Origin of the sequence: Frateuria terrea (assembly GCF_900115705.1) — a bacterium.
Classification (GTDB): Bacteria; Pseudomonadota; Gammaproteobacteria; order Xanthomonadales; family Rhodanobacteraceae; genus Frateuria_A; species Frateuria_A terrea.
Window position 1 is genome coordinate 74,711 of sequence record NZ_FOXL01000007.1, and the last position, 23,908, is coordinate 98,618.

The 23,908-nt window shown below is 68.3% G+C and carries 22 protein-coding genes; 7 read left to right on the forward strand and 15 right to left on the reverse strand.

Features of this window, described 5'->3' with window-relative positions; all coding sequences use genetic code 11:
- Positions 1 to 7 precede the first annotated feature (7 nt).
- Both BMZ38_RS13400 and BMZ38_RS13405 read right to left on the reverse strand, forming a co-directional pair.
- Positions 8 to 763, reverse strand: coding sequence for a type III pantothenate kinase (locus BMZ38_RS13400; protein WP_091338602.1), 756 nt, complete (start codon positions 761 to 763; stop codon positions 8 to 10).
- Positions 760 to 1,731, reverse strand: coding sequence for a biotin--[acetyl-CoA-carboxylase] ligase (locus BMZ38_RS13405; RefSeq protein WP_091338606.1), 972 nt, complete (start codon positions 1,729 to 1,731; stop codon positions 760 to 762). The genes BMZ38_RS13400 and BMZ38_RS13405 overlap by 4 nt, the downstream gene beginning before the upstream one ends.
- A 190-nt stretch (positions 1,732 to 1,921) precedes the next feature.
- Between BMZ38_RS13405 and BMZ38_RS13410 the strand changes: the two genes are divergently transcribed.
- Positions 1,922 to 2,236, forward strand: coding sequence for a hypothetical protein (locus tag BMZ38_RS13410; protein WP_091462083.1), 315 nt, complete (start codon positions 1,922 to 1,924; stop codon positions 2,234 to 2,236).
- A gap of 52 nt (positions 2,237 to 2,288) precedes the next feature.
- Here BMZ38_RS13410 and BMZ38_RS13415 read toward each other — a convergent pair whose 3' ends face one another.
- From BMZ38_RS13415 to BMZ38_RS13435, 5 genes are all read right to left on the reverse strand, one after another.
- Positions 2,289 to 3,665 carry an ATP-binding protein gene (locus tag BMZ38_RS13415; RefSeq protein ID WP_245747246.1) on the reverse strand — a complete coding sequence of 459 codons (1,377 nt, stop codon included), beginning with the start codon at positions 3,663 to 3,665 and terminating at the stop codon, positions 2,289 to 2,291.
- A gap of 78 nt (positions 3,666 to 3,743) precedes the next feature.
- A complete protein-coding gene (locus BMZ38_RS13420; RefSeq protein ID WP_091338616.1) occupies positions 3,744 to 4,436 on the reverse strand; it encodes a response regulator transcription factor in 693 nt (230 codons plus the stop codon).
- Positions 4,436 to 4,816 carry a PepSY domain-containing protein gene (locus BMZ38_RS13425; protein ID WP_139202432.1) on the reverse strand — a complete coding sequence of 127 codons (381 nt, stop codon included), beginning with the start codon at positions 4,814 to 4,816 and terminating at the stop codon, positions 4,436 to 4,438. Before BMZ38_RS13425 ends, BMZ38_RS13420 begins: the two co-directional genes overlap by 1 nt.
- Entirely contained in the window at positions 4,813 to 5,796 is a 984-nt protein-coding gene (gene dusA, locus BMZ38_RS13430; RefSeq protein ID WP_091338622.1) for a tRNA dihydrouridine(20/20a) synthase DusA, read from the reverse strand. The genes BMZ38_RS13425 and dusA overlap by 4 nt, the downstream gene beginning before the upstream one ends.
- Before the next feature lie 99 nt (positions 5,797 to 5,895).
- The gene (locus tag BMZ38_RS13435; RefSeq protein WP_091338624.1) at positions 5,896 to 7,572 is read right to left on the reverse strand and encodes a GMC oxidoreductase; all 1,677 of its coding nucleotides are present in this window, start codon (positions 7,570 to 7,572) and stop codon (positions 5,896 to 5,898) included.
- A gap of 401 nt (positions 7,573 to 7,973) precedes the next feature.
- On the opposite strand from BMZ38_RS13435, the gene BMZ38_RS13440 reads away from it, so the two are divergent.
- The 6 genes from BMZ38_RS13440 to BMZ38_RS13465 all read left to right on the forward strand — a co-directional run bounded on the left by BMZ38_RS13440 (position 7,974) and on the right by BMZ38_RS13465 (position 13,922).
- On the forward strand, positions 7,974 to 8,510 hold the full coding sequence (locus tag BMZ38_RS13440) for an XrtA/PEP-CTERM system exopolysaccharide export protein (protein ID WP_091338625.1): 537 nt from the start codon (positions 7,974 to 7,976) through the stop codon (positions 8,508 to 8,510).
- A 40-nt stretch (positions 8,511 to 8,550) separates the two neighbouring features.
- Entirely contained in the window at positions 8,551 to 10,101 is a 1,551-nt protein-coding gene (locus BMZ38_RS13445; RefSeq protein WP_091338628.1) for an XrtA system polysaccharide chain length determinant, read from the forward strand.
- On the forward strand, positions 10,098 to 10,871 hold the full coding sequence (locus BMZ38_RS13450) for a P-loop NTPase family protein (protein WP_245747245.1): 774 nt from the start codon (positions 10,098 to 10,100) through the stop codon (positions 10,869 to 10,871). Before BMZ38_RS13445 ends, BMZ38_RS13450 begins: the two co-directional genes overlap by 4 nt.
- Positions 10,872 to 10,979: 108 nt before the next feature.
- The gene (locus BMZ38_RS13455; RefSeq protein ID WP_175483744.1) at positions 10,980 to 12,287 is read left to right on the forward strand and encodes a surface lipoprotein assembly modifier; all 1,308 of its coding nucleotides are present in this window, start codon (positions 10,980 to 10,982) and stop codon (positions 12,285 to 12,287) included.
- Between the two features lie 95 nt (positions 12,288 to 12,382).
- Positions 12,383 to 13,072 (forward strand): serine aminopeptidase domain-containing protein, encoded by a 690-nt coding sequence (locus BMZ38_RS13460; RefSeq protein WP_175483743.1) that lies wholly within the window; start codon positions 12,383 to 12,385, stop codon positions 13,070 to 13,072.
- Positions 13,065 to 13,922 carry an alpha/beta hydrolase family protein gene (locus tag BMZ38_RS13465; protein WP_091338637.1) on the forward strand — a complete coding sequence of 286 codons (858 nt, stop codon included), beginning with the start codon at positions 13,065 to 13,067 and terminating at the stop codon, positions 13,920 to 13,922. The genes BMZ38_RS13460 and BMZ38_RS13465 overlap by 8 nt, the downstream gene beginning before the upstream one ends.
- 22 nt (positions 13,923 to 13,944) lie before the next feature.
- Here BMZ38_RS13465 and BMZ38_RS13470 read toward each other — a convergent pair whose 3' ends face one another.
- The 8 genes from BMZ38_RS13470 to BMZ38_RS13505 are packed head-to-tail and all read right to left on the reverse strand — an operon-like array spanning position 13,945 to position 23,440.
- The gene (locus tag BMZ38_RS13470) at positions 13,945 to 15,627 is read right to left on the reverse strand and encodes a hypothetical protein (protein WP_091338640.1); all 1,683 of its coding nucleotides are present in this window, start codon (positions 15,625 to 15,627) and stop codon (positions 13,945 to 13,947) included.
- Positions 15,628 to 15,664: 37 nt separating this feature from the next.
- Complete coding sequence (locus BMZ38_RS13475; RefSeq protein ID WP_091338644.1) at positions 15,665 to 16,414, reverse strand: glycosyltransferase family 2 protein; 750 nt, start codon at positions 16,412 to 16,414, stop codon at positions 15,665 to 15,667.
- 11 nt (positions 16,415 to 16,425) lie between these two features.
- Positions 16,426 to 17,652, reverse strand: coding sequence for a hypothetical protein (locus BMZ38_RS13480; protein WP_091338648.1), 1,227 nt, complete (start codon positions 17,650 to 17,652; stop codon positions 16,426 to 16,428).
- Positions 17,653 to 17,693: 41 nt separating this feature from the next.
- Positions 17,694 to 18,380 carry a polysaccharide deacetylase family protein gene (locus tag BMZ38_RS13485; protein ID WP_091338651.1) on the reverse strand — a complete coding sequence of 229 codons (687 nt, stop codon included), beginning with the start codon at positions 18,378 to 18,380 and terminating at the stop codon, positions 17,694 to 17,696.
- Positions 18,380 to 19,633: a glycosyltransferase gene (locus BMZ38_RS13490; RefSeq protein WP_245747244.1), complete on the reverse strand. Its 1,254-nt coding sequence runs from the start codon at positions 19,631 to 19,633 to the stop codon at positions 18,380 to 18,382. Before BMZ38_RS13490 ends, BMZ38_RS13485 begins: the two co-directional genes overlap by 1 nt.
- A gap of 1 nt (position 19,634) precedes the next feature.
- Positions 19,635 to 21,176: an oligosaccharide flippase family protein gene (locus BMZ38_RS13495; protein WP_091338653.1), complete on the reverse strand. Its 1,542-nt coding sequence runs from the start codon at positions 21,174 to 21,176 to the stop codon at positions 19,635 to 19,637.
- Positions 21,173 to 22,441 (reverse strand): O-antigen ligase family protein, encoded by a 1,269-nt coding sequence (locus BMZ38_RS13500; protein WP_091338656.1) that lies wholly within the window; start codon positions 22,439 to 22,441, stop codon positions 21,173 to 21,175. Before BMZ38_RS13500 ends, BMZ38_RS13495 begins: the two co-directional genes overlap by 4 nt.
- Before the next feature lie 33 nt (positions 22,442 to 22,474).
- The gene (locus BMZ38_RS13505) at positions 22,475 to 23,440 is read right to left on the reverse strand and encodes a polysaccharide deacetylase family protein (RefSeq protein ID WP_245747243.1); all 966 of its coding nucleotides are present in this window, start codon (positions 23,438 to 23,440) and stop codon (positions 22,475 to 22,477) included.
- Positions 23,441 to 23,908: the final 468 nt, after the last annotated feature.

Below are 23,908 nucleotides of genomic sequence, written 5' to 3' on the forward strand. Positions count from 1 at the left end.
GGCCATTCTAGTGGCCGGCGGCGGAGCCCGGTTGTGTCTGCGCCCACACCGCCAGGCCGCGCAGCACGCCGTGCTCGACCATGCTGGCGGGCATGCCCAGCAACGGCACCAGCCCGGCTGCGTCGCCACCGTCCAGCCGCACCGACGGCGCCGTGCCCAGCCGCGGGGCCATGCGCGCCACGAAGCGCTCGACCAGCGCCGCGGCAGCCTGCCAGCAGCCGGAGACCACGGCGTCGGAGGTGTTGTCGGCCACGTCCACCAGCACGCCGTCGTTGCGAGGGCGCACCCGGGCCGTGGCGCCGAGCAGCGCCTGCTGCATCAGTCGCGGGCCGGGGGCAATCAGGCCGCCCAGGTGACGGCCATCGGCGGCCAGTGCATCCAGGGTGAGCGCGGTGCCGACACCGACCAGGACACAATCGCCCGCGCCGGCGGCATGGGCCGCCACCATGGCGAGGAAGCGGTCCACCCCCAGCCGCCCGGGCTCGGGATACGCATTGCGTACGCCGCAGGCACTGGCGGGCGTGCGCAACCAGTCGACCGGGAGCCCATGAAGCGCCTGCACCTGCGCGGCAACCGCCTGCTCGCGCGCATCGTCGACCACGGACGCACCAAAAGCCGATGCCGGTGCGGGCAGCTCCTGCCAGGTGGCCGCGAGCAGCTCCAGGCCGTCGTTCCAGGCGGCGGCGCCCTGGGCGACCCAGCGGCCCGCATCTTCCATCGCCCATTTCAGGCGGGTGTTGCCCAGGTCCAGCAGCAACCTCATGCGCGACGCACCGTGACATCGGCACTGTCGACTGAGCGCAGCTGGCCGTCAGGCAGGCGCACCTGCAATGCGCCGCGCGCGTCGACGCCCTCGCCGGTGCCTTCGACATGGCCCTGTGCGCCGCTGAGCTTGAGCCTGCGCCCGGCGAGCAGGTCGTGGCGGGCGTAGTCGTCCGCGAAGGGCGCAAAGCCGTGCCGCTCGAATTCGCGCAGGCCCTCGGCCAGAGCCGCGATCAGCCGCGCCGCCACGAGGTTGCGGTCCGGCGGCTCGCCGGCCAGCGTGGCGAGGTCGCAGGCCGGCTGCCCGGCCTGGGTGCGCAGCGCTTCGGTCAGGCGCAGGTTGAGCCCCACGCCGATCACCGCCGCGCAAGGCCCCTGGTATTCCCCGCTCAGTTCCACCAGCACGCCGGCCAGCTTCCCGCCGGCAGCCAGTACGTCGTTGGGCCACTTGAGCCCGGCGCCCTCGATGCCCAGCGAGTCGATCGCCCGCAGCACCATCGTGCCCACGGCGAGCGACAGCCCCGACAGCGCGGCAAAGCCACGATCGAAGCGCTTGATGCATGAAAGGTAGAGATTGAGCCCGGGCGGCGACAACCAGGTACGTCCGCGCCGACCGCGGCCGGCGGTCTGCGTCTCGGCCAGCACCACGCTGAGATCCGCCGCTTCGGCCAGCCGGCGCTGCAGTTCGCTGGAGGTGGAATCGAGTTCCCAGTGCACTTCGAGTGCGCCCAGCCGCGAGGCACAGCTCCGCGGCAGGGCCGCGCGGATGCGCGCTGCATCCAGCAGTTGCACCGGCCATGGCAGCCGGTAGCCGGCGGCGCCTCGCGCTTCGACCGGCACGCCACGCGCACGCAGTGCTTCGACCTGCTTCCAGATCGCCGCGCGGGTAACGCCCGTGCGATCGGCGAGCTGGGCCCCCGAGACCGCCTCGCCCGAGGCCAGGGCGGCCAGCAGTTGTTGTGCCTGCATCAGCCGCACACTCCTCAAATCGGGCCCGGCAGCTCGGGCGGGGAACGGAAAGATCTCGCGCATCGGTGGGATTCTAGCCGGACGGCACTGCGTCACGCCCCGCGCACGCGCGCCGTGGCGGACACTGGCAACGTCCTCACGTTTCTGCGACGATCCGGCCCTTGGCTGGTGGATCAAGGGGTTGGTCACCATGGGACTGAAACGCTGCCTGCTCGGATGCCTGCTCGCGCTTGCCAGCGTGGGCACCGCTGCGGCCATGGGCGTGACCACGCAGGACCCCACCGCGCCGCATGCCACCATCGACAGCGGCAGCCACGATGGCGGCGGTTCCAGCGGCGACGCGCCCGGTTCCAGCCACGACTGCACCCTGCCCGGCCCCGCCGGCAACGGCACGGACGATGCCGATACCGGCGGTGGTGGCGGTGGCATCGCGACACCACACCCGCGTGCAAGCCACCACGGCAGCCTCGGCTGGCAGTCGCTGCTGCCGGGGGCAATCCAGTAACCGGATCGGCGTTCCACCCTCTTGACGAGAGCAGCGGAGACAGCCTCGGTCGCTAGCTTGCCGGCAGGTTGACGCTGAAGCGCGCACCGCCCAGCTCCGCCGATCGATCGACCACCAGCTCCCCGCGGTACGCCTTGACGATGTCCTGCACGATCGACAGGCCGATGCCGTGTCCCTGCACGCGCTCGTCGCCGCGCACGCCGCGCTGGAGCACCTTCTCGATCTTGTCCTCGGCGATGCCGGGACCATCGTCCTCCACGCTCAGCCACAGGCCGGGGCGCTGGCGACCAGCCTGCGGCTGCGCCTTGACCACCAGCAGTACGCGGTGGCCGGCCCACTTGAAGCCGTTCTCCAGCAGGTTGCCCATCAGCTCCAGCAGATCGCCCTGCTCGCCGTAGAACGCGGCGCCCTCGTCCATCTCGAACTCGCACAAGACGTTCTTGGCGGCGTAGACCTTCTCCAGGCTGCGCACCAGGTCCTCGGCGTGGCCGGCGACCGGCACGGCGCTGGCGAAGGTCTGGCGCCCGGAGGTGGCCGCGCGGGCAAGCTGGTAGGCGACCAGTTCGTCCATGCGGCGCACCTGGTCGAGCACGTCGCCGCGCAGCCCCGGTTCGTTGTCTGCCGATTCCAGCCTCGAGCGGATCACCGCCAGCGGCGTCTTCAGGCTGTGCGCGAGATCGGCCAGGGTGTTGCGGGTGCGCGTGCGCTGCTCGCGCTCCGAATCGATGAAGGCATTGATGCGGTCGGTCAGCGCGGTCAGCTCCAGCGGGTACTGGCTGTCGAGGTGGTCGCTCTTGCCGCGCTCGACCCGCGCCATGTCGGTGGCCACCTTGCGCAACGGCGTCAGGCTCCAGCGCAGCAGCAACAGCTGCAGCACGATCAGCATCACGCCCAGGATCGACAGCATGCCGATGAGGGTACGTTGGTAGACGGCGTTCTCGCCTTCGAACTGGCCCTCGGTCTGCGCCACCATGAAGGTCAGCCGCAGCGGCTTCCTGTCGGGCACGTCCCAGGCCACGCCGAAGGCGTAGTAGTAGAGCCGGCCCATGCGCGTCTCGACCGGACCGGCGAAGCGGTTCTCGCCCGGCTGCAGCGTCTTGAGAAAGTTGAAGTCGCGACCGATCGCCGAGGACGACTCCCAGCGGAAGCCCTGGTCACCCAGCACCACCGCGTACAACCCGGAGCCGGGCTGCGAAAAACTCGGATCCGGCGGCGCGTCGGGCGGCAGCACCTTGCCGTAGCGGGACACCTCGGTGCCGGCGAGGTAGGCGATCACGTAGTTCTGCAGACGGTCGTGCAGGTTGTTCAGCGCGGTCTCGTGGTTGGCGCGCGACAGCGTGAGGCCGACCAGCCCGAGGAAGCCGGCCAGCACCAGGCCGGTGGCGATCGCCGCGCGCGCAGCCAGCGAGAACGGGCGCGGCGCGTTCACCATCCGGCGCCCGCCCGTGGCCTGCGGCCGCGCAAATCATGCGTGTTCAATGGCCGCCGCATGACCATGGGCCGGTACTCAGTCGTCGTCGCCGTCGCTGCGGGGAATGGCGAAGCGGTAGCCGCGGCCGCGCACGGTTTCGATCGGCTTGAGCGTGCTGTCCGGATCGAGCTTGCGGCGCAGGCGGCCGATGAAGACCTCCAGCACGTTCGAGTCGCGGTCGAAATCCTGCTGGTAGATGTGCTCGGTGAGGTCGGCCTTGGAGACCAGCTCGCCGGCGTGCAGCATCAGGTACTCGAGCACCTTGTATTCGTAGCTGGTGAGGTCGACCGGCTTGCCCTCGACCATCACCGTCTGCGCCGTGGTATCGAGCTTGATCGGCCCGCACGCCAGCACCGGCTTGGACCAGCCGCTGGCGCGGCGCACCAGCGCGTTGATACGCGCCAGCAGTTCCTCGACGTGGAACGGCTTGACCAGGTAGTCGTCGGCGCCGTGCTTGAGGCCCTCGACCTTGTCCTGCCAGGAGCCGCGGGCAGTGAGGATCAGGATCGGGTAGCGCTGGCCCGCTTCGCGCAGGGCCTTGACCAGGTCCATGCCGGACATCTTGGGTAATCCGAGGTCGATGATCGCCAGGTCGAACGGAACCTCGCGGCCCAGATAGATGCCTTCCTCGCCGTCCTGCGCGGCATCGACCGCGAAGCCATCGCGCTTCAGGCGCGCGGCCAGGGTTTCACGCAAGGGCGCCTCGTCCTCCACCAAAAGGATGCGCATCAGTGTTTCTCCTTCTTGCCTGCGCCGTTGCCGGCCGGGTGTTTGCCTGCGCCCGTGCGCGGGGCATCGGACGAAATCGAAACGGTCCGCACGTGTCCTTCCGGGGTGAGCACCTTGATGCGGTACTCCGTTCGCCGGCCGAACTTGCGCGGGTCAGCGGACAATATCTTACCGCCGGTGTCCTGCTGCACCTTGGCCACCGCCTCTTCCAGCGTCATCGGCGCCTTGTCCTGCGGCGCGGCATGCGCGAAGGCGGGCAGCAACATGGCCGGCAGGCAGGCAAGGAACAGTCGTCGGAACATGGTCGGCAAGGCGGCAGCTGGAAGCCAAATACGTGCCAGCCTAGGCAAGCGGGCCTGAACGATGGCCGGCCGGATCATGCCGCATCCCGACGGCCGCTGGCGGCCCGTTCGAGCAGGCTCCAGCCCGCACCGGCCAGGTGCGCGCCTTCGCTCAGCACGCGCCGGAACGCTCGCGCGCCGGGCTCGCCCTGGTACAGGCCCAGCAGGTGCCGGCTGATGTGCTTGAGCGCGGTGCCGCGCTTGAGTTCGGCCTCGACATAGGGGCGCAAGTGGGCCAGCACGCCCTCGCGCGAAGGCATCGGCGTGCCGTACAGCGCCGCTTCCAGCTGCGCCAGCAGATAGGGATCGTGGTAGGCCGCGCGCCCAAGCATCACGCCGTCGACCTGCGCCAGGTGCGCCTGCACGGCATCCACCGAGGTGATGCCGCCATTGATCACGACGACAAGCTGCGGGAACTCGCGCTTGAGCCGATACACGCGCTGGTAGTCCAGCGGTGGGATCTCGCGGTTCTCCTTAGGACTCAGGCCCTGCAGCCAGGCCTTGCGGGCGTGCACCACCAGCACCTCGACGCCGGCGGCGACCATCATGCCGGTGAAACGCTGCAAGTCGGCGTACTCGTCCTGGTCGTCCACGCCGATACGGCACTTGACCGTCACCGGCAGGTCCACCGCCGCGCGCATCGCCTGCACGCACTCGCCGACCAATGCCGGCTCGCGCATCAGGCAGGCGCCGAAACGCCCGGACTGCACGCGGTCGGAGGGGCATCCCACGTTGAGATTGATCTCGTCGTAACCGGCCTGGGCGCCCAGCCGCGCGGCCTGTGCGAGCTCTGCCGGTTCGCTGCCACCCAGCTGCAGGGCCACCGGATGCTCCTGCTGGCTATGCTCGAGCAGACGCAGCTGGCCGCCGCGCACCAGCGCGGCGCTGGTCACCATCTCGGTGTACAGCCGCGCATGGGGTGACAGCAGGCGGTGGAAATAACGGCAATGCCGGTCCGTCCAGTCCATCATCGGGGCGATGGTCAGGCGGAAATCGGCAGGGTCGACGGTCGCACTCATGGTGCCATTGTACGGGGCAGGCGCGGCCTGGTCGCCGCAGACGCATCGAGCCAGCCGAACCCCTGCGGTAACCGCACCTGTGCCTCGCCGGGCAGCCTTTCAGATGCTCAGGGCCGCCGTGATCGCGGGCCCCGCACAAAGGGTTTGCAGGCGGTCGGCCAGCCGCAGGCTCAGCGCCACGATGGTGAAGGTGGGAAACGCCCAGCCGCCGGTGGGGAACACCGAGCTGCCGGCAATGTGCAGGTTGTCCATGCCATGCACGCGGCAGTGCCGGTCGACCACGCCCTGGCGCGGATCATCAGCCATCCGCGTGGTCCCCAGGTGGTGCGCGGTGCCCTGCACGCGGGGCGGCGCGCTGTCGTCGGCGTCGACCCACGGTTCGGGCTGGAACCGTCCGCCGCAGGCGCGCGCCAGTTCGTCGCCGAACAGGTGGGCTGCGATGCGATAGGTGTGGCGATCCAGCTCGGTGAGTCGCCAGTCGACGCACACCTTGCGCTGGCCGAGCGCATCGCGGTCATGACCGAGCGTGACACGGCTGTCCGGGTTGGGGGCCTGTTCGAAATAGCCGACCAGGTCCACGTGACTACTGCGCACCGCCGGCTTGTCGGCCCATTTGCGCGCCAGCGCGCGAGCCAGGTCGCCCACGCCCATGCCCAACTGCAGGAAGAGCCGGGCCCTCGAACCGGTGGCTGCCCCTGCCTCGGGCAGTGCCTCGTTGCGGGTGGCCGCGAGCAGGTCGGCCTCCAGCTGGCTTCCTTCGTCGCCGGCCGCCGGGCGCATCACCTTGCGTAGCCCCCGCATGGCGCCCAGGCCTCTTGGCACGGGGCCCTCCACCGCAAACGGATGGACCCGTCCATTGAGCAGCCGATACGCTCTCTGCGACTGCTCCGACAAGCAGATTTCCGGCAACGGCACGGTTCCCCGGACACGCTCCCGATCGTAGGGACGCACCAACCGATCGGGTGCGCCGGCCATGATCGCACCCAGCTTGCCGCTGGGATGGTCCATGAAGTAGCGCCCGACCAGGCCGCAGGCGTTTCCCGGCCCGCCGGGCACCACCGCGTCGGAAAGCAGCAGCAGCCGGGCATTTTCGATCCCGCCGCAGGCGAGCACGTAATGGCGCGCGCACACCACTCCACGGTGTCCGCCGAGCGAGCCGATGCGGGCGCATTGCACGGTCTCGCCGTCGGGCGCGATGTCCAACTCCAGCAGGTTGGCGTGCAGGAGCATGATGATATTGGGCGCACGCTCCAGCTCGCCAAGATAATCGCGGCCGAACAGCACCGGCGCACGTATGAAAATCTGGTTGGTGATCTTGTCGGCGTCGAAACGTATCGGCGCAGTTGCGGGCGATGAATTGAAGCCATTGCCATCGAGCGCATGCGCATCGATGCCGCAAATCGCGCGGGCGCGCTGGTAATAAGGCTCCAGTTCGGCTGCCGCGATGGGCCATCCGCTGTACATCACCCAGTCGCGGGGACACAGGTCCAGCGCACTGAGGGGTATGCAGCCGCCACCCCACAGGTTGCAACTGCCCCCGAACGCCCGCATTCGCGACGTACCCGGATCGATGGGCAAGCCGCCTATCGAATGCCCCTCGTAGAGCGCCTGGCTGCGGCGCTCACCCGCCAACCCGCCGCTTTCGAGCAGGCATACCCGCAATGGCGTGCCGATGAATGAGCGGGCGATCGCGATGCCTGCGGCGCCGGCGCCCACGATGCAGATATCGGCATCGAGCCTGGCCGCCGCCGAACCCTCAAGGTAATCGACGATCATTCCATTACCCCGATTTACCGAAAGGTTGCCCCCAGCAGGCTGGAGTATAGGCGCACGATCGCCGCCGCGCTCGTGCCCGACCGGAAAGAAAAGAACGACCGGCTTTACCCGGACGCTTGAGCCCGAATGCCGCCGTCCGGCGTTCTCGAAAGCGGCCCGCCATTATCGGATCACCGGACGGGACTTTCGATGCTCCACTACCGTGAAAAAAGACGCTTAAAACCCGTGACGGCGTTTTCACGAACTGGTTGCAGCGCCTGTCTTTACCCTATGCTAACGTCAAAGTCTCAAAAACAATCGCCCAGGCCGCTGCCATGAATGCTTGCTGCCGACTAGTCGCGTTGTTGTTTGTCTCTGTGCTGGCCGGCTGCGCCTCTTCGGGCGGCACACACGCGGCGCCGATGTTGAACCCCGACCTCATGGCCGTGGACGCCTACCACATCGGCGTGGACGACCAATTGCAGATCTCGGTCTGGCAAAACCCCGATCTCAGCGTCACCGTGCCGGTCCGCCCGGATGGGAAGATCACGGTGCCGCTGATCGGTGACGTCCAGGCCGGCGGCCAGACGCCCGAAGCGGTGGCCGCGACCATCCAGGGGAAGCTCAAATCGTACGTGCGTGACCCGCAGGTGGCGGTGATCCTCACCGAGCTGCGCAGCCATGAATACCTTTCCCGCGTGCGGGTCACCGGTGCGGTACGCACCCCCGTATCGCTGCCCTACCGGCAGGGCATGACCATCCTCGATGCGGTCCTGGCTGCCGGGGGCACCACGGAATTCGCCGCACCGGACAAGACCGAGCTGTACCGCCACAGCGGCAACGGCACTACCCAGTCGTATGCCGTGCAGCTTGGCAAGATCCTGCAAAAGGGCGAGCTGGCGACAAACTATCCGGTCCAGCCAGGCGACGTGGTCACCGTGCCGCAGCGAGCCTTCTGACAGGCGGCATACACCCGGGTTCATCACGACAGGGACTGCCATGAACGAGCAACCCACCTCCCTGCAGGTCCTGGTCCCCATACTGGTCCGCGAGGCTGGGCGGCATCGCCTGGCACTGGGCGGGATATTCGCGGCCATTGCGCTGGCTGCCCTGGTGGCGGGATTGCTCTGGCCGAAGAAGTACGTTGCCTCCACCACCATCCTGGTGCAGGAAAAAAGCATCATCACGCCGTTGATGGAGGGCGCCGCCACGCCCACCGGCAACGCCGATCGTGCCGGCATCGCCCGCGCGGTGATCCTCGGCAACAAGGTCATCGAGCAGGTACTGGAGGTCGGCGGATGGGCCGCCACGCATCCGACGCCGGTGCAGAAGGAACGCATCATCGAGGACATCAAGGCGCGGACGAGCGTGCAGTTCTCGCGCGACAACCTGCTGACCATCAGCTATTTCGACTCCGATCCGCGGCGTGCCTATCTGGTGACCCGCAAGTTCGGCCAGATGTTCATCAGCGAAAGCCTCGCCTCCAAGCAGCGCGAGAGCCGCGAAGCATTCGAATTCATCGACAGCCAGGTCGAGGCCTACCGGCGCAAGCTCACCGGCGCCGAAAACAAACTGAAGGCCTACCGCGAGGCCAACGCCGACGCCCGCCCCGGCAGCGACCAGGCCACGCTCTCGCGCATCAACGACCTGCGCGCGCAGGTCGAGAACACCCGCATGGACCTGATGGAAAAACGCTCGCAGGAGGCCTCGCTGGTGGCGCAGCTGTCAGGCGAATCCGAAGTTACCGCCGTGCAGACCACCGAGGGCGTATACCGCGCCCAGCTGGCCGAACTGCAGGCGCAGCTGGACAAACTGCTGCTTAGCTATACCGCCGAATACCCCGATGTGGTGCGCGTCCGCCACCAGATGGAAGACGTGCAGCAGCAACTCGCGCAGGCCGAGCAGCGCAAGCAGGCCGGGCAGGCGGCGGGCACGCCCACCGCCCTGGAAAGCCATGCCCAGTTCAACCCCCTGTATCAGCAACTGAAGAGCCGCCTGTCGGCACTGCGCGGAGACCTGGCGGCGACCTCTGCGCGCCTGGGCGCGACCGAAGCGATGCTCCGTGCCGAACTGGAGCGCAGCAAGCACATCGCCGAATCGGCCAACGTCACCTCCGAGCTAACCCGCGATTACGACGTCAACCGCGACGTCTACCAGGACCTGCTCAAGCGACGGGAAAACGCGCGCGTCTCGATGAACCTCGAAGCGCGCCAGCGTGGCCTGACGTTCGTCGTGCAGAATCCGGCAGCCATGCCACTGGTGCCTTCCGGATTGCGCTTCATGCACTTCGGCCTGGCGGGCATGATCCTCGCCCTGGCGGTGCCTTTCGGCCTTCTGTTCGGCATTGCCCGCTACGACCCCAGGATCCGCTCGGCCGAACAACTGGAGCACCTGACCGGGGTGACCACGCTGGCGACGGTGCCCTATTACTCCACCTTCCAGGACCGGCGCCGCCAGGTCATGCAGAACGGGCTGCTGGCGTTGATCGTGCTTGCGGTCTTCACCGCCTACCTGGTGGTCTTCTGGCTCAAGCTGCGGGGGCACGCATGAACACCATGGATTCGGCGACCGGCCTGGACGAGCGCGCGGCGACGACGGCGCACACCACCGGCCTGGCCCATCGGAACTCATCCAGCCACGCGATCGCCGGCATGGCCGAGGCCAACGTGCTGGCGCCGGCGCAACTGGAGCGTCGGCGCCTGATCCACCGGGACGAATCGGTGCGTCGGCAATCGGATGCCTTCCGCGAGGTCAGGACCCGCCTGCTGGGCCTGGCCGACGGCCAGAACTTTGTTGCCCTGATGGTGGCGGTGAGCCCGGGTTCGGGCAGCAGTTTCGTGGCGCGCAACCTCGCGGCCGCGTTTGCCTTCGACGAGACCAAGACCAGCCTGCTGATCGACTGCAACCTGCGCTACCCCGGACAGCACAAGGCGCTTGGCGTGGATCCGGCATCCGGCGGCCTGATCGACTTCCTCGATGCCCCGGACCGCGGCATCGAGCCGATGATCTACCAGACCGGCGTCCCCCGCATGCGGCTGATCCCGACCGGCAAGGCCCGCGAGAACGGCGCCGAATATTTCTCCTCGGCGCCGATGCGGACGGCGCTTGACGAGCTGCGCAACCGCTATCCGGATCGCTACATCTTCCTTGATGGGCCGGCGGTCGAAGGATCGCCCGACGCGCGAATCCTGTCCGACCTCGCCGACTTCGTGGTGGTCGTCGCCGGCTACGGCCGCGACACGCCCAAGGCGATCAGCCAGGCCACGGCGGGCTTCGACCCCGGCAAGCTCGCGGGGGTGGTGTTCAACCACGCGCCCTGACTTGCCGGCGCCGGCATGCGCCATCGCAGCCGGGTAGCCAGCAAAGCTCCCAAGCACCAACGTTCCTGCAGCAGACGGTTTGCGACGCTCCACCTCCAGGAAGAGCCCATGTCGTCACCTACCACATTCGCGCGCGCCATCGCACTGGCCCTCGGCGGCGTCAGCTTCCCCGCGGTCGCCGGCCAACTCGACTACATGCTCTACGGCGGCATCGAGCACAGCGACAACATCGCGCTGACCACCACCGACCCCATCAGCCAGAACGTGCTGATCCCCGGCGCAAGCTTCGCCTACCTGCAACAAGGGCAGGACCTGCAGGCGAACATCGTGGGCAACCTCGCATACCGCGATTACCTCGGCAGCCGCTATACCGACCAGACCCAGCTGCAGCTGGCCAGCCAGGCGAACTGGACCATCCTGCCGGCGCGTCTGGACCTGGCAGTCCAGGATTACGCCGGCGTACAGCCGATCGATCGCCTTGCCAGCACCTCGCCGGACAACCAGCAACAGACCAACGTGTTCACCTTCGGCCCGACGCTGCATTTCCGCATGGGCGAATCGACGCGCGGCCAGGCGCAGCTGCGCTACATCAACAGCTACGCGCAGAAGACCAAGGGCTTCAACTCCCATCGGACCCAGGGCTCGCTGGGCATCATCGAGGACATCAACCCGACGGACCAGCTGTCGGCGAACTTCGAGGCCCAGCGGGTCTATCTGGCCCAGGACGCCGCCACCCCCGACTACGACCGCGACGAGCTGTTCGGCCGCTACGTCAGCAAGCTTTCGCACCTGAACCTCGACCTCGCCCTGGGCTGGGCGCGGCTGGATTTCAGGCGCGCCGGCACACCCACGGCCTCCAGCCCGCTGGCGCGCCTCGCGCTGGACTACCACGCGACCGAACGCACCACGCTGTCGCTCTCCGCGGCACGCGAGTACTCCGACGCGGCGCAGGATCTCATGCTCCTGCAACCCACCGGCATTCTCGAGGGCGCCGGCACGGGCATCGATGTGGGAAACACCACCGTCGACTCGCAGGTCTACATGGAACGCCGGCTACGGCTGACCTATGCCTTCAGGAGCGAACGCTTCGACGTCTCCGTTGCGCCGCTGTACCGCAAGCTGGGCTACGTCAATGATCCCAGCCAGGACCAGACCACCCGCGGCGCCACCATCGACCTCGACTACCGGCTGCGTCCCACGCTCACGCTGTCGGTCGTCGCCGCAGGCGAGCGGCTCGACTACGACCGGCTCGCGCGCCGCGACACCACCCTCAACTACGGACTGGACCTGGTGGGGCGGCGGACCCCGCACTGGGGCTGGCGGGCGTCCCTGCTCCGGCAGCGTCGGCACAGCGACCAGCCCGGCCAGAGCTACCACGAGAACCAGATCTACTTCGGCGTCATCTACAACCGATGACCAGGCGACCTGAACCGGACATCCCCTGCCACTTCGGGCCTCATGGAGGCCTGTTCGGGCTTTACCATCCCGGCGCATTCGGGGCGAAGACCGCCGTGCTGCTGTGCCCGCCGCTGGGACAGGACCTGATCCGCTGCCACCGGCTTTACCGGCAACTGGCGCATGTCCTGGCCGGCCAGGGAACGGCCGCGCTGCGTTTCGACTACTACGGCACCGGCGATTCGGCCGGCGGCAGTGAGGAGGTCGAATGGCTCCGCTGCCTGGAAGACGTCGCCACCGCAGCAGAAGAGTTGCGCCTGCGCAGCGGTTGCGAGCGGATCGTCGGTTTCGGTGCGCGCCTCGGCGCCAGCCTTGCCCTCGCCGCCGCCGACAACGCGCGGCTGGACGAGCTGATCCTGTGGGATCCGGTGCTCGATGGCGCGGCACACGTCGCCGCTCTGGATGCGTTGCAGGCCGCGCTTCGATTCGATGCCGACCGCTTCGTCGCGCCGCGGCCGGTCAAGGCGCTGGCCGACCAGTGGCAGGGTTTTGCCGTCGGCATATGCCTGCGCCAGCAGTTGGCGGAGCTGTGCCTGGATCCGTTGCACCGTCGCACGCTGCTGCTGCAATCCGTAGTCGCCGGTGCGGCTGCCGATCGCCATCGCTTTGCGGCGGCCGGCGCCGAGGTGGCGTCGCTGTCGCAGCACACGCCGTGGAACGAGCTGGCGCGACTGGAGACGGCGATCCAGTCGCACGAACTCATCGAGATCGTGAGCCGCCGCGTACAGGAGGTCATCCATGCATGAGCAGGCCGCCCGGTTCGGCCGCGCCAACCACCTTACCGGCATCACCGGCCTGCCGTCCGCGGACGCGCGCAGCACCGGCGTGATCGTGCTGAACGCGGGCCTGGTCCATCGCATCGGACCGTTCCGCCTGCACGTGGAGCTGTCCCGGCAACTGAACGCCCGCGGCTTTCCCACCTTGCGCTTCGATCTGTCGACGCTGGGCGACAGCGGCGCCAGCGGCGAGTCGCTCGCGCGCGAGCAGCAGGTGCGCAGCGACGTGGCCGATGCCATGGCCTTGCTGCGCAAGCAGGCTGGCTGCAGCCGGTTCGTGCTGATCGGCCTGTGTTCGGGTGCGCAGAACGCCCATCTGGTCGCCCACAGCAGCGAGGCGGTGGCTGGCGCGGTGTTCCTGGACGGCTATGCCTACCGCAGCACCGGTTTCAAGCTGCGGCACTACCTTCCGCGTTTGCTGAACCCGGCGCGCGTGGCGCGCCATCTCGCGCGCCATGTCGGGCGGCGGCTGCGCGCCGCGCCGGCCGCCGGACCGGGCTTCCAGGTGGAGTTTCCACCGCAGGCGCGCGTGCGCGACGAACTCACGATCATGCTCGAACGCGGCCTCAAGCTCTACTTCATCTACAGCGGCGGATCGAGCTGGTACTTCAATCACCGCCGACAGTTCGGCGAGTGCTATGGGCGGGCGCTGGCCGACCACCCGGGCGTCACCGTCAGCTTCCGCAGGGAGGTCGACCACACCTACATCCTGGTGGGCGACCGCAGGCGGCTGCTCGACGACATCGAAAGCTGGCTGTGCACGCACTTCCCCCAGCTGGCGCCGGCGCGGGAAGCACGGCAGGCAGCAGCCGCGACCTGACGATCCGTACACCACCGGCGCGCTACCTGTGCTCCAGCCGTACGACGAACCGCCCCCCCGGGCCACGCACATCGATACGCCAGCCACTGGTGTAGTCACGGTCCGCCTTGGTCCAGTCGACTGCCGTCAGGCTCGCGTTGGCGGGCGCCAGCACCGTCATGCGCAACTTGCCGGCGATCGCCGTGTTGCCCTCGATCGTCGGCCGCGCCGGTACGTTGACCTGGAACACCGCCTGGGTATCAGGACCGACCACGAAGCTGTCGTCCACCGTGAGCACCCGATCCAGGAAATCGATACGGCGCCGCCATGTGCGCACCGCGGGGTTGCCGCCGTAGGCGGGCGTGAGGTCGGCGACCGCGTGGACTTCGCCACGCGCGCCCGTACCGACCAGGGTCAGCGTGGAGGTGCTCGGGGCAACCTGCGGCACCGGCTCGCCCTTGCGTTCGAAGCGCAGCACGTTGTTGGTTTCGGTGCCCTGCTGGATTCCGCTGTGGCTCCAGATGTTCTCGGTGACGGCGAGCCAGTCGCCCGCGAACAGCGTGAACGCGCCCTGTGCCTGATGCGCATGGCTCTGCTCGTAAGGTCCGGCGGTGAAGTCGAGCCACATCGCATCCGTGCCCCAGTCCGTGCGGGCGAACAACTGCCCCACTCCCGTTGCGTGATAGACCAGCTCGCGCGGTGCCGTGCCCGCATCGCCCGCGGGCAGCAGGTCGTGCCGGTCGTTGAAGCCGTTGGTCATCCGGCTGATCGAGATGTGGTGCAACCACCACGAGGCCACGCTGGCGGCGGCGGGATCGCGGGTCAGCGAGCGCGCCTCCAGCATGAGTTGGCGCTCGTAGTCGTAGAGCTCGGGCACCGACACGCGCGGCTGATCGCCGATCGGCGCGAAGCGGTCCAGGGTCGGTACCGTGGCGTGCACCCAGTAATGGATGGTGTCGGTCAGGTGACTGTTGGCATTGGCCAGGTCGACGCCGGTGGCGTCGCGCCAGAGCCGGTAGAGCCCGAACAGCGTGCGCAGCGAGGCGCCATAGCTGGTGCCCTCGCGGCTGCCACCCTTGGGCAGCCTGGCAAGATACCCCGTCAGCAGCGGCAGCCGGTCGTCCTGCAGATAGGCCTTCAGCGCGGCGTTGTCGCTGGCCAGGGCCCAGTACATGGTCGCCTGCAGGAAGCTGTAGAAATAGTTGTTGCCCGGATCGTCGATGGCCCAGCCATTGCCGGGCATCCAGCGGCTACCCCAGTGGGCTGCGTAGGGATGCCACACGTTGGCCACCGCCTGGTCGGCGTAGGCTTTCCAGCGGGCCTTCATGGCGGGCGTCGCCAGGTCGCCGCACCAGTCGTAGGCCAGCGCCAGGTCGCGCAGCATCGGGCCCACTTCAAGGTAGGAGTCCTCGGCGACAGGGGGCGCGTGGCCAGCGGCGATTGCCGCTTCGGCGTCGCGTACCTGCGCATCGACCATCTTCACCGCGAGCGCGCCGTAGGGTCGCTCGCCCGTCAGCCGATACATGTAGGCCGCATCCGTCGCGGAGAAGCCGTAGCCCGGATCGCCCGCCACGGCGCGATCGACGAAGTCCCGGAAGCGCCGGTATTCGGCCGAATGCCTGTCCACGTACGACAGGTCGAGCTTCACCTTCGCCCGCGCCACCGGCATGGCCGCCAGGAAAAGCGCCACGATCATGGCCACCGCGCGAAAGCGAAAGTCCGCCATCAGTGCACCCTCCCTTGGCCGGTGGCCCCGCGCCGCATCAATTGCGCTTGCGCACGGCATGCCACGTGTAATGGAACATGTAGACCGCCGACGGCAGCCAGCCGAGGCGCTCGATCTGCCGGTAGATCCGCCATTGCCAGGCGGCGGCGCGGATCTTGTTGGAGGAAACCGAGCCATCGCGCACCAGGTACCAGGCCAGGGGCTCCTGCGTGCTGATGCAGATGGCCCGGCCCGCGCGCCGCACCAGTTCGAGCCAGAACACGTAGTCCTCGTGACCCACGCGCCGGAACCCGGCGGCACCGAGGCTGCGCTCGTACATGCCGGTCAGGTGGCCGATGTGGTTGCTCTTGAGCATGTCGCGGTAGTCCACCGCCTCGCGCGGCCGCACCTGCGAGAGCAGCCGCCCCTGCGGCGTCACCCGGTCGTACGGGCCGTAGCTGACCTGCACGCCCGCGGCGATCATCTGTGCGAGCTGCCACTCCAGCTTGCGCGGATGCCACCAGTCATCGCTGTCCAGGAAGGCGACGTGGCTGCCTGTGGCCGCCGCGATGCCGGCATTGCGGGCGGCCGCGACGCCACCGTTGCGTTCCAGGCGGATCGGCCTGACCCGGTCATCGGCGCCGGCGTAATCCTGCAGCACGGCCCACGAACCGTCGCTGGAGCCATCGTCCACGGCGATCAGTTCCAGCGACGTATGCGTCTGCCGCAGTACCGAGTCGATCGATCGGCGCATCCACGGCTCGGCGTTGTAGACCGGCATCACCACGCTGACCAGGTATGGCGACATGCCGGGTCCTCCTACGCCACGCCTGCATCGGCGGGGGCTGCCGGGACATCCACACCGCCTGCGCGCCAGCGCGAGTGCGGCGGCGGCGGCAGCTGGAAGTCGCGGAACCGGCCCGGATCGCCCGCGTGGCCCGCCTCGGCGGCCTTGACGATGTTGTAGGCCTCGCGCGCAGTCACGTAGTGCAGCACGTACCGGCGGCCGTCGTTGTAGGCACGCTCCAGGTGCGCATGCATTGCCTCCATCGGGGAGCCAAGCAGCGTGTCCATGTCGCGCTCCTGTGTGCCATGGGTGTGCACCTTGACGAACAGCCAGTCGGGGCGTCCCTCGACATGGATGCCGGTGCGTACCCAGGCATCCACGCGCGCCGGCGTGGGCGGACAGGAATGGCGGACATCCGCATTCTCGATGCGCGGAAGCACGCCCCACTTGCGCTCGCGCCAGTTCAGGCCGAGCGGCCCCTGCACGATCATCAGATCGCCCGAAGCGCTGCCGCCCGCACGCACGGCCGCGCCGTAGTCGTGCGACCTGGGTCGCCCTGGATCGTCGGTGGCGTAGTAGATCGCATTGACCGTGCGCGTCTGCGTATCGCTGGGTGCGGAGGGTAACGTGAAGTCGGCATAGCAACCCAGTTCGCGCAGCAGGATCAGCTCGTTGTTCAGGCCGCACCAGCGGCCGTCTGCGCGCGCATTGTCCAGGCACCAGTTGCCGTGGATGAAGCCGAAGCGCAACTGCCCGCTGGCCGGGTCGCGCGACAACGCGCCGTGGCGCTCGTGCAAGGTCTCGCAGAAGCGGCCGAGGGTGGCGCGGAAGTTCGCCTCGGTGTCGTTGTCATGGTGCAGGTGGATCTCGATCTCGCCGAAGCCGTCCGCACAAAGCGCTGCGAGCTTGTCCAGGTGCTCCTGCGCATACTCCTCTTCGGGATAGAAGAAGCTGTGCTGCGGCGGGCGCCCGTCGGCGTCGCGGTGGCGGGCCGCGAGCGTGCGGTAGTCCTGGCACCAGCGATCCACGCGGCGGCGCTGGGTAGGCAAGTCCACCTTGCCCCACATCGGCTCGAAATGGTCGACGAAGCAGAACATCACGTGCACCGGCCCTTCCACGGCGGGCGGACGCCGGCGGCGCAGGTAATCGCCGAGCCAGATATGCATGTTGCGCGTGCGCAGCAGCGCATAGCCCGCCACCAGCGCGAGCACGGCGGCCACGGCGAACGACAGCACGAGCACCACGGCGTGGCTGGTCATCGACAACTCCTTGGCTGGGATGGCGAGGACACGGCGCGGGCTCAGTTCGCCGAGGAGGAGGTGGCCTGGCGCGCCAGGCGCTTGCCCGCCGATCGCGCCTGGGGAAGTGCGCAGAACCTGAAGCCCGCGGCCTTCCACTCCCCGAGCAAGGTCTCCAGCATGCGGATCGCGCAGTTGCCGTCGTCGTGCATGAGGATCACCTCGCCTGGCCGCGGCGGCGCCTCGCGCATCCGCTCGATCAGTTCCGCGGGCGGGCGCCGCAGGTAGTCCATGCTGTTGTAGGACCAGTAGGTCAGATTGCGTCCGCGCGCGGCGAAGTGCAGCGCCAGCGGCAGCGAAAACACGCCGCGCGGCGGCCGGAAGCGGTGCCGCCGCACGCCGTCGAAGCCGGCCAGCAACCGATCGGTCGCGTCGATTTCGTCCAGCTGCCGGGCCAGCGGCAGCTGGTCGAACGACGGATGCGTGTAGGAATGGTTGCCGAGCCGGTGACCCTCGGCCACCATCCGCCGCACCAGCTCCGGGTGGCGCTCGACGTTGCGCCCGACCAGGAAAAAGCTGGCACAGGCCTGGTGCTCGCGCAGGAGATCCAGCAGGGCCGGCGTGCAGGCCCCGTCCGGGCCGTCATCGAAGGTGAGGTAGAGCGCGTTGTCCGCGCGGGCGCCTCGGGTGGAGATCAGTGCCCCTGGCAACCATCCGAGCACCTGCATTTTTCCCGGCCGTAGGTTCATCAGGTCACCCGGTCGTCAGTACGCGGGATGCCGGCGGGACAGGCCGGCGCGTGGGGCGCGTTCGCCTGGCTCTCGCCAGGGTCATACCCGTAGATTTCGGAATAGCGCTGCGCCATCGTGCGGAACGAGCCGTGCCGCAGCACCCAGTCGCGGCCGGCCCGGCCCATCGCCCGGGCGCGCGCATCGTTGGCGAGAAGCCCGGTCATGGCTGCGGCCAGTGCCGCCGGATCGCCCGCACCGACCAGCGTGCCGTTGGCGCCGTCGCGGACGATTTCGGCGTTGCCCCCGACGTTGGTGGCCACGATCGGCAGCGCCGAGGCGCAGGCTTCCAGCAAGGCGACCGAGTAGCCCTCGGTGACCGAGGACATCACGAACAGGTCGAGCCCGCGCAGCAGGGCGTGGATGTCGTTGCGATCGCCCAGGAAGAATACCCGTTCGGCGACGCCCTCGGCCCGGGCCAATGCTTCCAGCTCGCCTCGCAGCGGACCGTCGCCGATCAGCACCAGCGCGGCATCGGGGCAGCGCTCCCGTACCAGGCCGAAGGCGCGGATCAGCGTGGCGTGGTCCTTGGCCCAGGTCAGGCGGCCGACGAAGCCGGCCAGGCGGGTGCCCTCCGGCACGCCCAGTGTTTCCCGCAAGCGCTGCCGTTCGTCCGCCGACGCCGGCGCGAAGCGGTCGACGTGGATGCCGTTGGGCACCGCCAGGATCTTTTGCGCCGGCAGGTCCGCGCGCTGCTGAAATTCCCTGCGGGCGGTCTCGCAGACGGTGGCGATGGCATGGGTGAACGCCATCGACTTGCCGTACAGCCACTCCAGCCGGTCGTCGCGCCACGAGCGCCCGCGCGAGCTGCGCTGCGCCGCGGCGCGGGTCGCACCCATGCCATGGCGCGTGTTGACCACCCGGTGCAGTGGCAGGCCGCGCGAGGCCAGCACCGCGTAGTAGTGAGAGATCGCGTTGTGCGTATGCAGGATCTGCGTGCCATGCCGGCGCAGGCACTGCCGCGCCCTGAGGATGGCGCGCAGATCCAGCCCGCGGCGCTTGCCGCAGCTCAATACCGGGATGCCCAGCTCCACCAGTTCGGGCGCCAGCGCACCGGCCTCGAACAGGCAGACCACCTGGCAGCGGTAGCCGGCATCCCGCTGCGCCCGCACCAGGTCGATCACCACGCGCTCGAGGCCGCCGCGATCGAGCGATTCGACAAAGTGGGTGATGTTCACGGCAGCCTCGGAACGCAATGTGGAATGGACGTCCATCTCAGGCATCCTTGCCGGCTCGCTTGCCGGCCCACGCGAGCAGTGCGACCAGCGCGGGAAACGCCGGAACCCGTTGGTGCAGCCGCTGCATGTGCTCGATGTCGCCGCGGCTCCAGCAGCCCAGCGCGAAGGTCAGCAGCACGTAGGCCAGCGCGAACGTCGCGCCGCCGAGCACCAGTGTCGGCAACGGCGTCGACAGTCCCCGCAGCGGCCATGCCGCTGCGGCCGCCAGGGAGGCCGCGGCCACGATGCGCGCCAGTCGTGGCCAGTCCGGCTGCAGCCGGCTCACGCGCATGGCCAGGGCGATCACCGCGACGGCGGTCAGGACATTGGCGATCGTGCAGGCGGCGACCGCGCCGGCGAGGCCGAAGTGCAGGGTCAGCACCACGTCCAGCAGGAACTTGACCGCTGCATTGGCGATCACCAGCAGCATGATGCTGCGTTGCCGGTCCGCGCTGATCAACAGGCTCGAAGCCGCCTGCGAGACGGTGCCAAGCGATCCGCCGAACAGGCAGATGGCGAACACCGGCGCCGCCGCCGCGTACGAGGCGCCATAGAGCAGCCCGATCACCGCCGGGGCGAACACGAAGCCGAAGGCAACCAGCGGCGCGGCCAGCAGCGTCAGGTAGGTGGTGGCGCCGACAAAACGCCGCCCGGCCAGTGACATTCCCCGGCTGAGCGCACTGGCCATCATCGGCAGCATCAGCGCGCCGACCACGCCCGGCAGCAGCAGCGCCGCCCCGGTGGCCAGCTGGAACGCCACCTTGAACTGGCCGGCGGCCGCGGGCGAGGCGAACAGGTTGAGGAACAGCACCTCGACGTCGCTCGCCGCCACGAAGCTGACAGTCACGGTGACGGCGACGTAGCGCATGTGGCGCACGATCCGCTGCTTCAGTTCCGGCGGCAGGCACGTCACCGATGAAGCCGGCACGAGCCGCGCCGTCTGGTAGTGCGAAACGCCGTAGAACACCATGCTGGAGATGGCGTACACCGCCAGGAAGACGCCCATGGGGGCATCCAGCCACCAGGCGACAGCCACCATGGCCAGGTTGAGCGGCGTCGCGATCAATGCCACCGTCGCAGTGGCGCGGAAATTCTCCAGTCCCTTGCCCAGCGAGATGTTGAACATGTAGGGCGCGCGCAGGCTGATGGTCAGCGCGAGCAGGCCGAACAGCAGCAGCCGGTTGAAACCCGGCACCAGCTTGCCGCCGGCCAATGCCGACAACAGGCCGGCCGCCAGCAGCACCAGCAGCAGGCAGGTGCGCTGGGTGCGCCGCAGGTAGGCGAGCAAAGGCCGGATCAACGTCTCCTGCCCGCCGCCCCGAAGCTCCGCCACGAACTTGATCGCGGCGCTGGAAGACCCGGCATTGGTCATCGTCATGCCCACCGAGACCAGCCAGATCACCAGGCTGTAGAGACCGAAGCTGTCCGGGCCCAGGTGCCGGGCGATCATGATCGAGGTGAGCATGCCGAGCACGTACTCGGTGTAGATGCCCGCCGAGGAGAACAACGTGTTGCGCAGGGCGCTCGGGGAAGCGTTCATTGGAATGCCAGCAGTACGCGGACCACGACATACAGCCCGACCACGGTCATCGCCGCGATGCCTGCCAGGCGCACCCAGTCGCGCCCGAGATCGAAACCCGGCAGCGAGGAGAACTGCCGCCGCGTATTGGCATAGGCCGCCACCACCAGCGCGGTGAGCAGATAGAGCACCACGGTGTAGCTGCGGCTCAGGAAGAACGCCGTCGCCAGCCAGCCGCTGAGCGAGAGCAGCAGCGTCATGGCGATCGCCCGCTCGGTATTCCAGGTTGCGGTCGCGCTGGCGTCGGGTAGCTCAGGCTGGTGCCGCAGCACGGTCAGCATCATCAGGAAGCAGTAGCCGACGAAGCCCAGCCACAGGGTGAAGCCGACGAACCCGGTCTCGGCCAGCACCAGCACCAGCGAGTTGTGCGCGGTGAGGTGGTTGTAGTCGGTGAAGTTGTCGGCGCCGACGCCAAACACCGGGTGCGAGAAGAACATCTGGAACCCCTCGTACCAGGCATCCACCCGGCCGCTCGCGGATTCCTCGTCGGGGCTGAGGTCGTTCAGCCGCGAAGGCAGCAGCAGCAATCCGGCCAGGCCGATGCCGCCCAGCAAGGCGGCGGCCACGATGCCATGCCTGCGCCACATCCAAAGGCCCAGCACCGCTGCCACCGCCAGCAGCGCGCCGCGCGAGTCGGTCAGGTAGATCCCGTAGAGCAGCATCGCTCCGGCACCGAGCCAGAACAACCTGCGCAGGCCGAAGGCGCCGCCGCGGCCGCTGAGGTACACCGCCATCGGCAAGCTCAGCACGAACAGCATGCCGAGGTCGTTGGGATCGTTGAAGATCCCCACGTACTGGATGCGCCCGTCCTGGATCAGCGGCACGCCGGTCCAGCCGATGCCGGTCTTGGCCTGCTCGATCCCATGCAGGGCCAGCACGGTGGCGCACAGCACGAAGATGGCCATCACCAGCAGCACCTGCCGCGTGCTCGTGATGGCGTTGGCCAGGATGACGAAGGCAGCCAGCGCCGGCCCGAAGCCCAGCAACTGCGCCAGCACACCGCCGAACCAGCCGTTGGCCGCTTCGGACAGCATCATCACGGCGAGGAACGAACCCAGCAGCGCGTACTGGGGCGCCGCGAACGATTTGCTGCCGGAGAGCAGCCAGCTGCCCAGCGCCAGCACCAGGGTCACCGGCAGCAGCGGCAGATGGGCGTCTTCCAGCGCTGGATATTCCTGCGGCCGGAGCAGCACCAATGCGATGTACAGCACGATGATGGGGAACATGGAGGCCGCCGTCTGCCAGGAGTCCGCGCGGGCCTAGCCGGCACGCACGCGCTTGGGATGTGCGAAGACCTCGGGCAGCGAGGTCATGGCGGCGAACCAGTCGATGTCCATCTCGCTCTCGACGGAAAGCCGCTGCAGTTCGTAGTGCGCCGGCACCGGCAGGCGATTGACCCCCGTCACGTAGTTGCATGCCATGCGGAAGCCTGCCTCGCGGGCCGCCTCGATGACCTGCTCGTTGTATGAATCGGGGCCGCCGACCGGGTAGGACAGCACCTCGATCGGTGGGCCGAGCTCGCGCTCGAGCGTCCGCATGGACTGGCGAACCTCCGCCGCCATGGCGGCCGGCGAGAGCTTGGCGAGGATGTTGTGGTCGACCCCGTGCGAGCCGACCTCCATGCCCGCCGCGCGCATCTCGCGCAACTGGTCCCAGGTCATCGGACGGCATTGCGGGTGCCTGGCCGGCGGCATGCCCCAGTCGTCTCCCAGGCGGGCGATGATCGCCGCCTGGGTGGCCGCATCGAGCCCCTTGAGATGGAACAGCAACTCCTTGCCCAGCTCGCGGCGGCCGGCCAGCGTGGCGGGCAATGCCTTGTCGAACGCCAGCTCGGCCACCTTCAGCCGGGTCGCGCGGGTGCGGCAGAGCATGTGCACCAGCCAGTCGTAGGCATACGGCATGCCGCTGTCGATGTGCCCGGTCGAGACGAAAAACATCGCCGACAGGCCCAGCTCGCGCAGGATGGGGAAGGCGATGTGGTAGTTGTCGTCGTAGCCGTCATCGAAGGTGACGATGAGCGGCCGGGGTGGCAGCGGCTGGCCGCCTTCGATGGCGGCAATCAACTCGCGGAAGCTGACCGGGTCATAATGCCGCTTGACCAGTTCCATCTGCTGGCGGAACTGCTCCGGCGAGGCGCTGACTTCATTCAGGTCGAACGCGAATGCGTCCGGATCGGAGATATTCAGCACCCGGTGATAGGCCAGGATGCGAAGGTCCTTGCGCAATATGCGCCGCAAAGACGTCAAACCGGGGAGTACGCCGACAGCGCTGCAAAAGGCGGCCAGCCGTTGCCGTTTTCCCGGTCGCTGCGGCACGGCCCGTCCGAAATCGTTGGCTGCTTCGGTAGTCAAGGCAACGCTCCATGCGCAACTGACACACCAGTACAGCAGGATGTACGGCCTACGCCGGCCTCAGGTGCCGGACCCCACGCATGCCGCGATACCACCCCGTTCGGCGAGTATCGCACCTCCCTTCGAAACAGGGGAGCAATTGCACGAAAACTTCACAATAGCGGCAACTCTTCGTTATCGGCGGATAAGTTTGCAGGCCGCCGATCCCCATTTATTTTCATCCGCGGTCTATGTACTCGTGAAAGGGCATGGATTACCTTTCTCCAGGGTTGCACCGGACGCTATTGCGCCAGGCTTGGTAGTTAATCGCTTCCGGTGGTTGCTTTAGGGCAAAAGGATCAT

Coding starts and splice junctions, on each gene's coding strand:
- BMZ38_RS13400 (WP_091338602.1), bottom strand. CDS start 763: ATGAGGTTGCTGCTGGACCTGGGCAACACCCGCCTGAAATGGGCGATG.
- BMZ38_RS13405 (WP_091338606.1), bottom strand. CDS start 1,731: ATGCAGGCACAACAACTGCTGGCCGCCCTGGCCTCGGGCGAGGCGGTC.
- BMZ38_RS13410 (WP_091462083.1), top strand. CDS start 1,922: ATGGGACTGAAACGCTGCCTGCTCGGATGCCTGCTCGCGCTTGCCAGC.
- BMZ38_RS13420 (WP_091338616.1), bottom strand. CDS start 4,436: ATGCGCATCCTTTTGGTGGAGGACGAGGCGCCCTTGCGTGAAACCCTG.
- BMZ38_RS13425 (WP_139202432.1), bottom strand. CDS start 4,816: ATGATCCGGCCGGCCATCGTTCAGGCCCGCTTGCCTAGGCTGGCACGT.
- dusA (WP_091338622.1), bottom strand. CDS start 5,796: ATGAGTGCGACCGTCGACCCTGCCGATTTCCGCCTGACCATCGCCCCG.
- BMZ38_RS13435 (WP_091338624.1), bottom strand. CDS start 7,572: ATGATCGTCGATTACCTTGAGGGTTCGGCGGCGGCCAGGCTCGATGCC.
- BMZ38_RS13440 (WP_091338625.1), top strand. CDS start 7,974: ATGTTGAACCCCGACCTCATGGCCGTGGACGCCTACCACATCGGCGTG.
- BMZ38_RS13445 (WP_091338628.1), top strand. CDS start 8,551: ATGAACGAGCAACCCACCTCCCTGCAGGTCCTGGTCCCCATACTGGTC.
- BMZ38_RS13450 (WP_245747245.1), top strand. CDS start 10,098: ATGAACACCATGGATTCGGCGACCGGCCTGGACGAGCGCGCGGCGACG.
- BMZ38_RS13455 (WP_175483744.1), top strand. CDS start 10,980: ATGTCGTCACCTACCACATTCGCGCGCGCCATCGCACTGGCCCTCGGC.
- BMZ38_RS13465 (WP_091338637.1), top strand. CDS start 13,065: ATGCATGAGCAGGCCGCCCGGTTCGGCCGCGCCAACCACCTTACCGGC.
- BMZ38_RS13470 (WP_091338640.1), bottom strand. CDS start 15,627: ATGGCGGACTTTCGCTTTCGCGCGGTGGCCATGATCGTGGCGCTTTTC.
- BMZ38_RS13475 (WP_091338644.1), bottom strand. CDS start 16,414: ATGTCGCCATACCTGGTCAGCGTGGTGATGCCGGTCTACAACGCCGAG.
- BMZ38_RS13480 (WP_091338648.1), bottom strand. CDS start 17,652: ATGACCAGCCACGCCGTGGTGCTCGTGCTGTCGTTCGCCGTGGCCGCC.
- BMZ38_RS13485 (WP_091338651.1), bottom strand. CDS start 18,380: ATGAACCTACGGCCGGGAAAAATGCAGGTGCTCGGATGGTTGCCAGGG.
- BMZ38_RS13490 (WP_245747244.1), bottom strand. CDS start 19,633: ATGGACGTCCATTCCACATTGCGTTCCGAGGCTGCCGTGAACATCACC.
- BMZ38_RS13495 (WP_091338653.1), bottom strand. CDS start 21,176: ATGAACGCTTCCCCGAGCGCCCTGCGCAACACGTTGTTCTCCTCGGCG.
- BMZ38_RS13500 (WP_091338656.1), bottom strand. CDS start 22,441: ATGTTCCCCATCATCGTGCTGTACATCGCATTGGTGCTGCTCCGGCCG.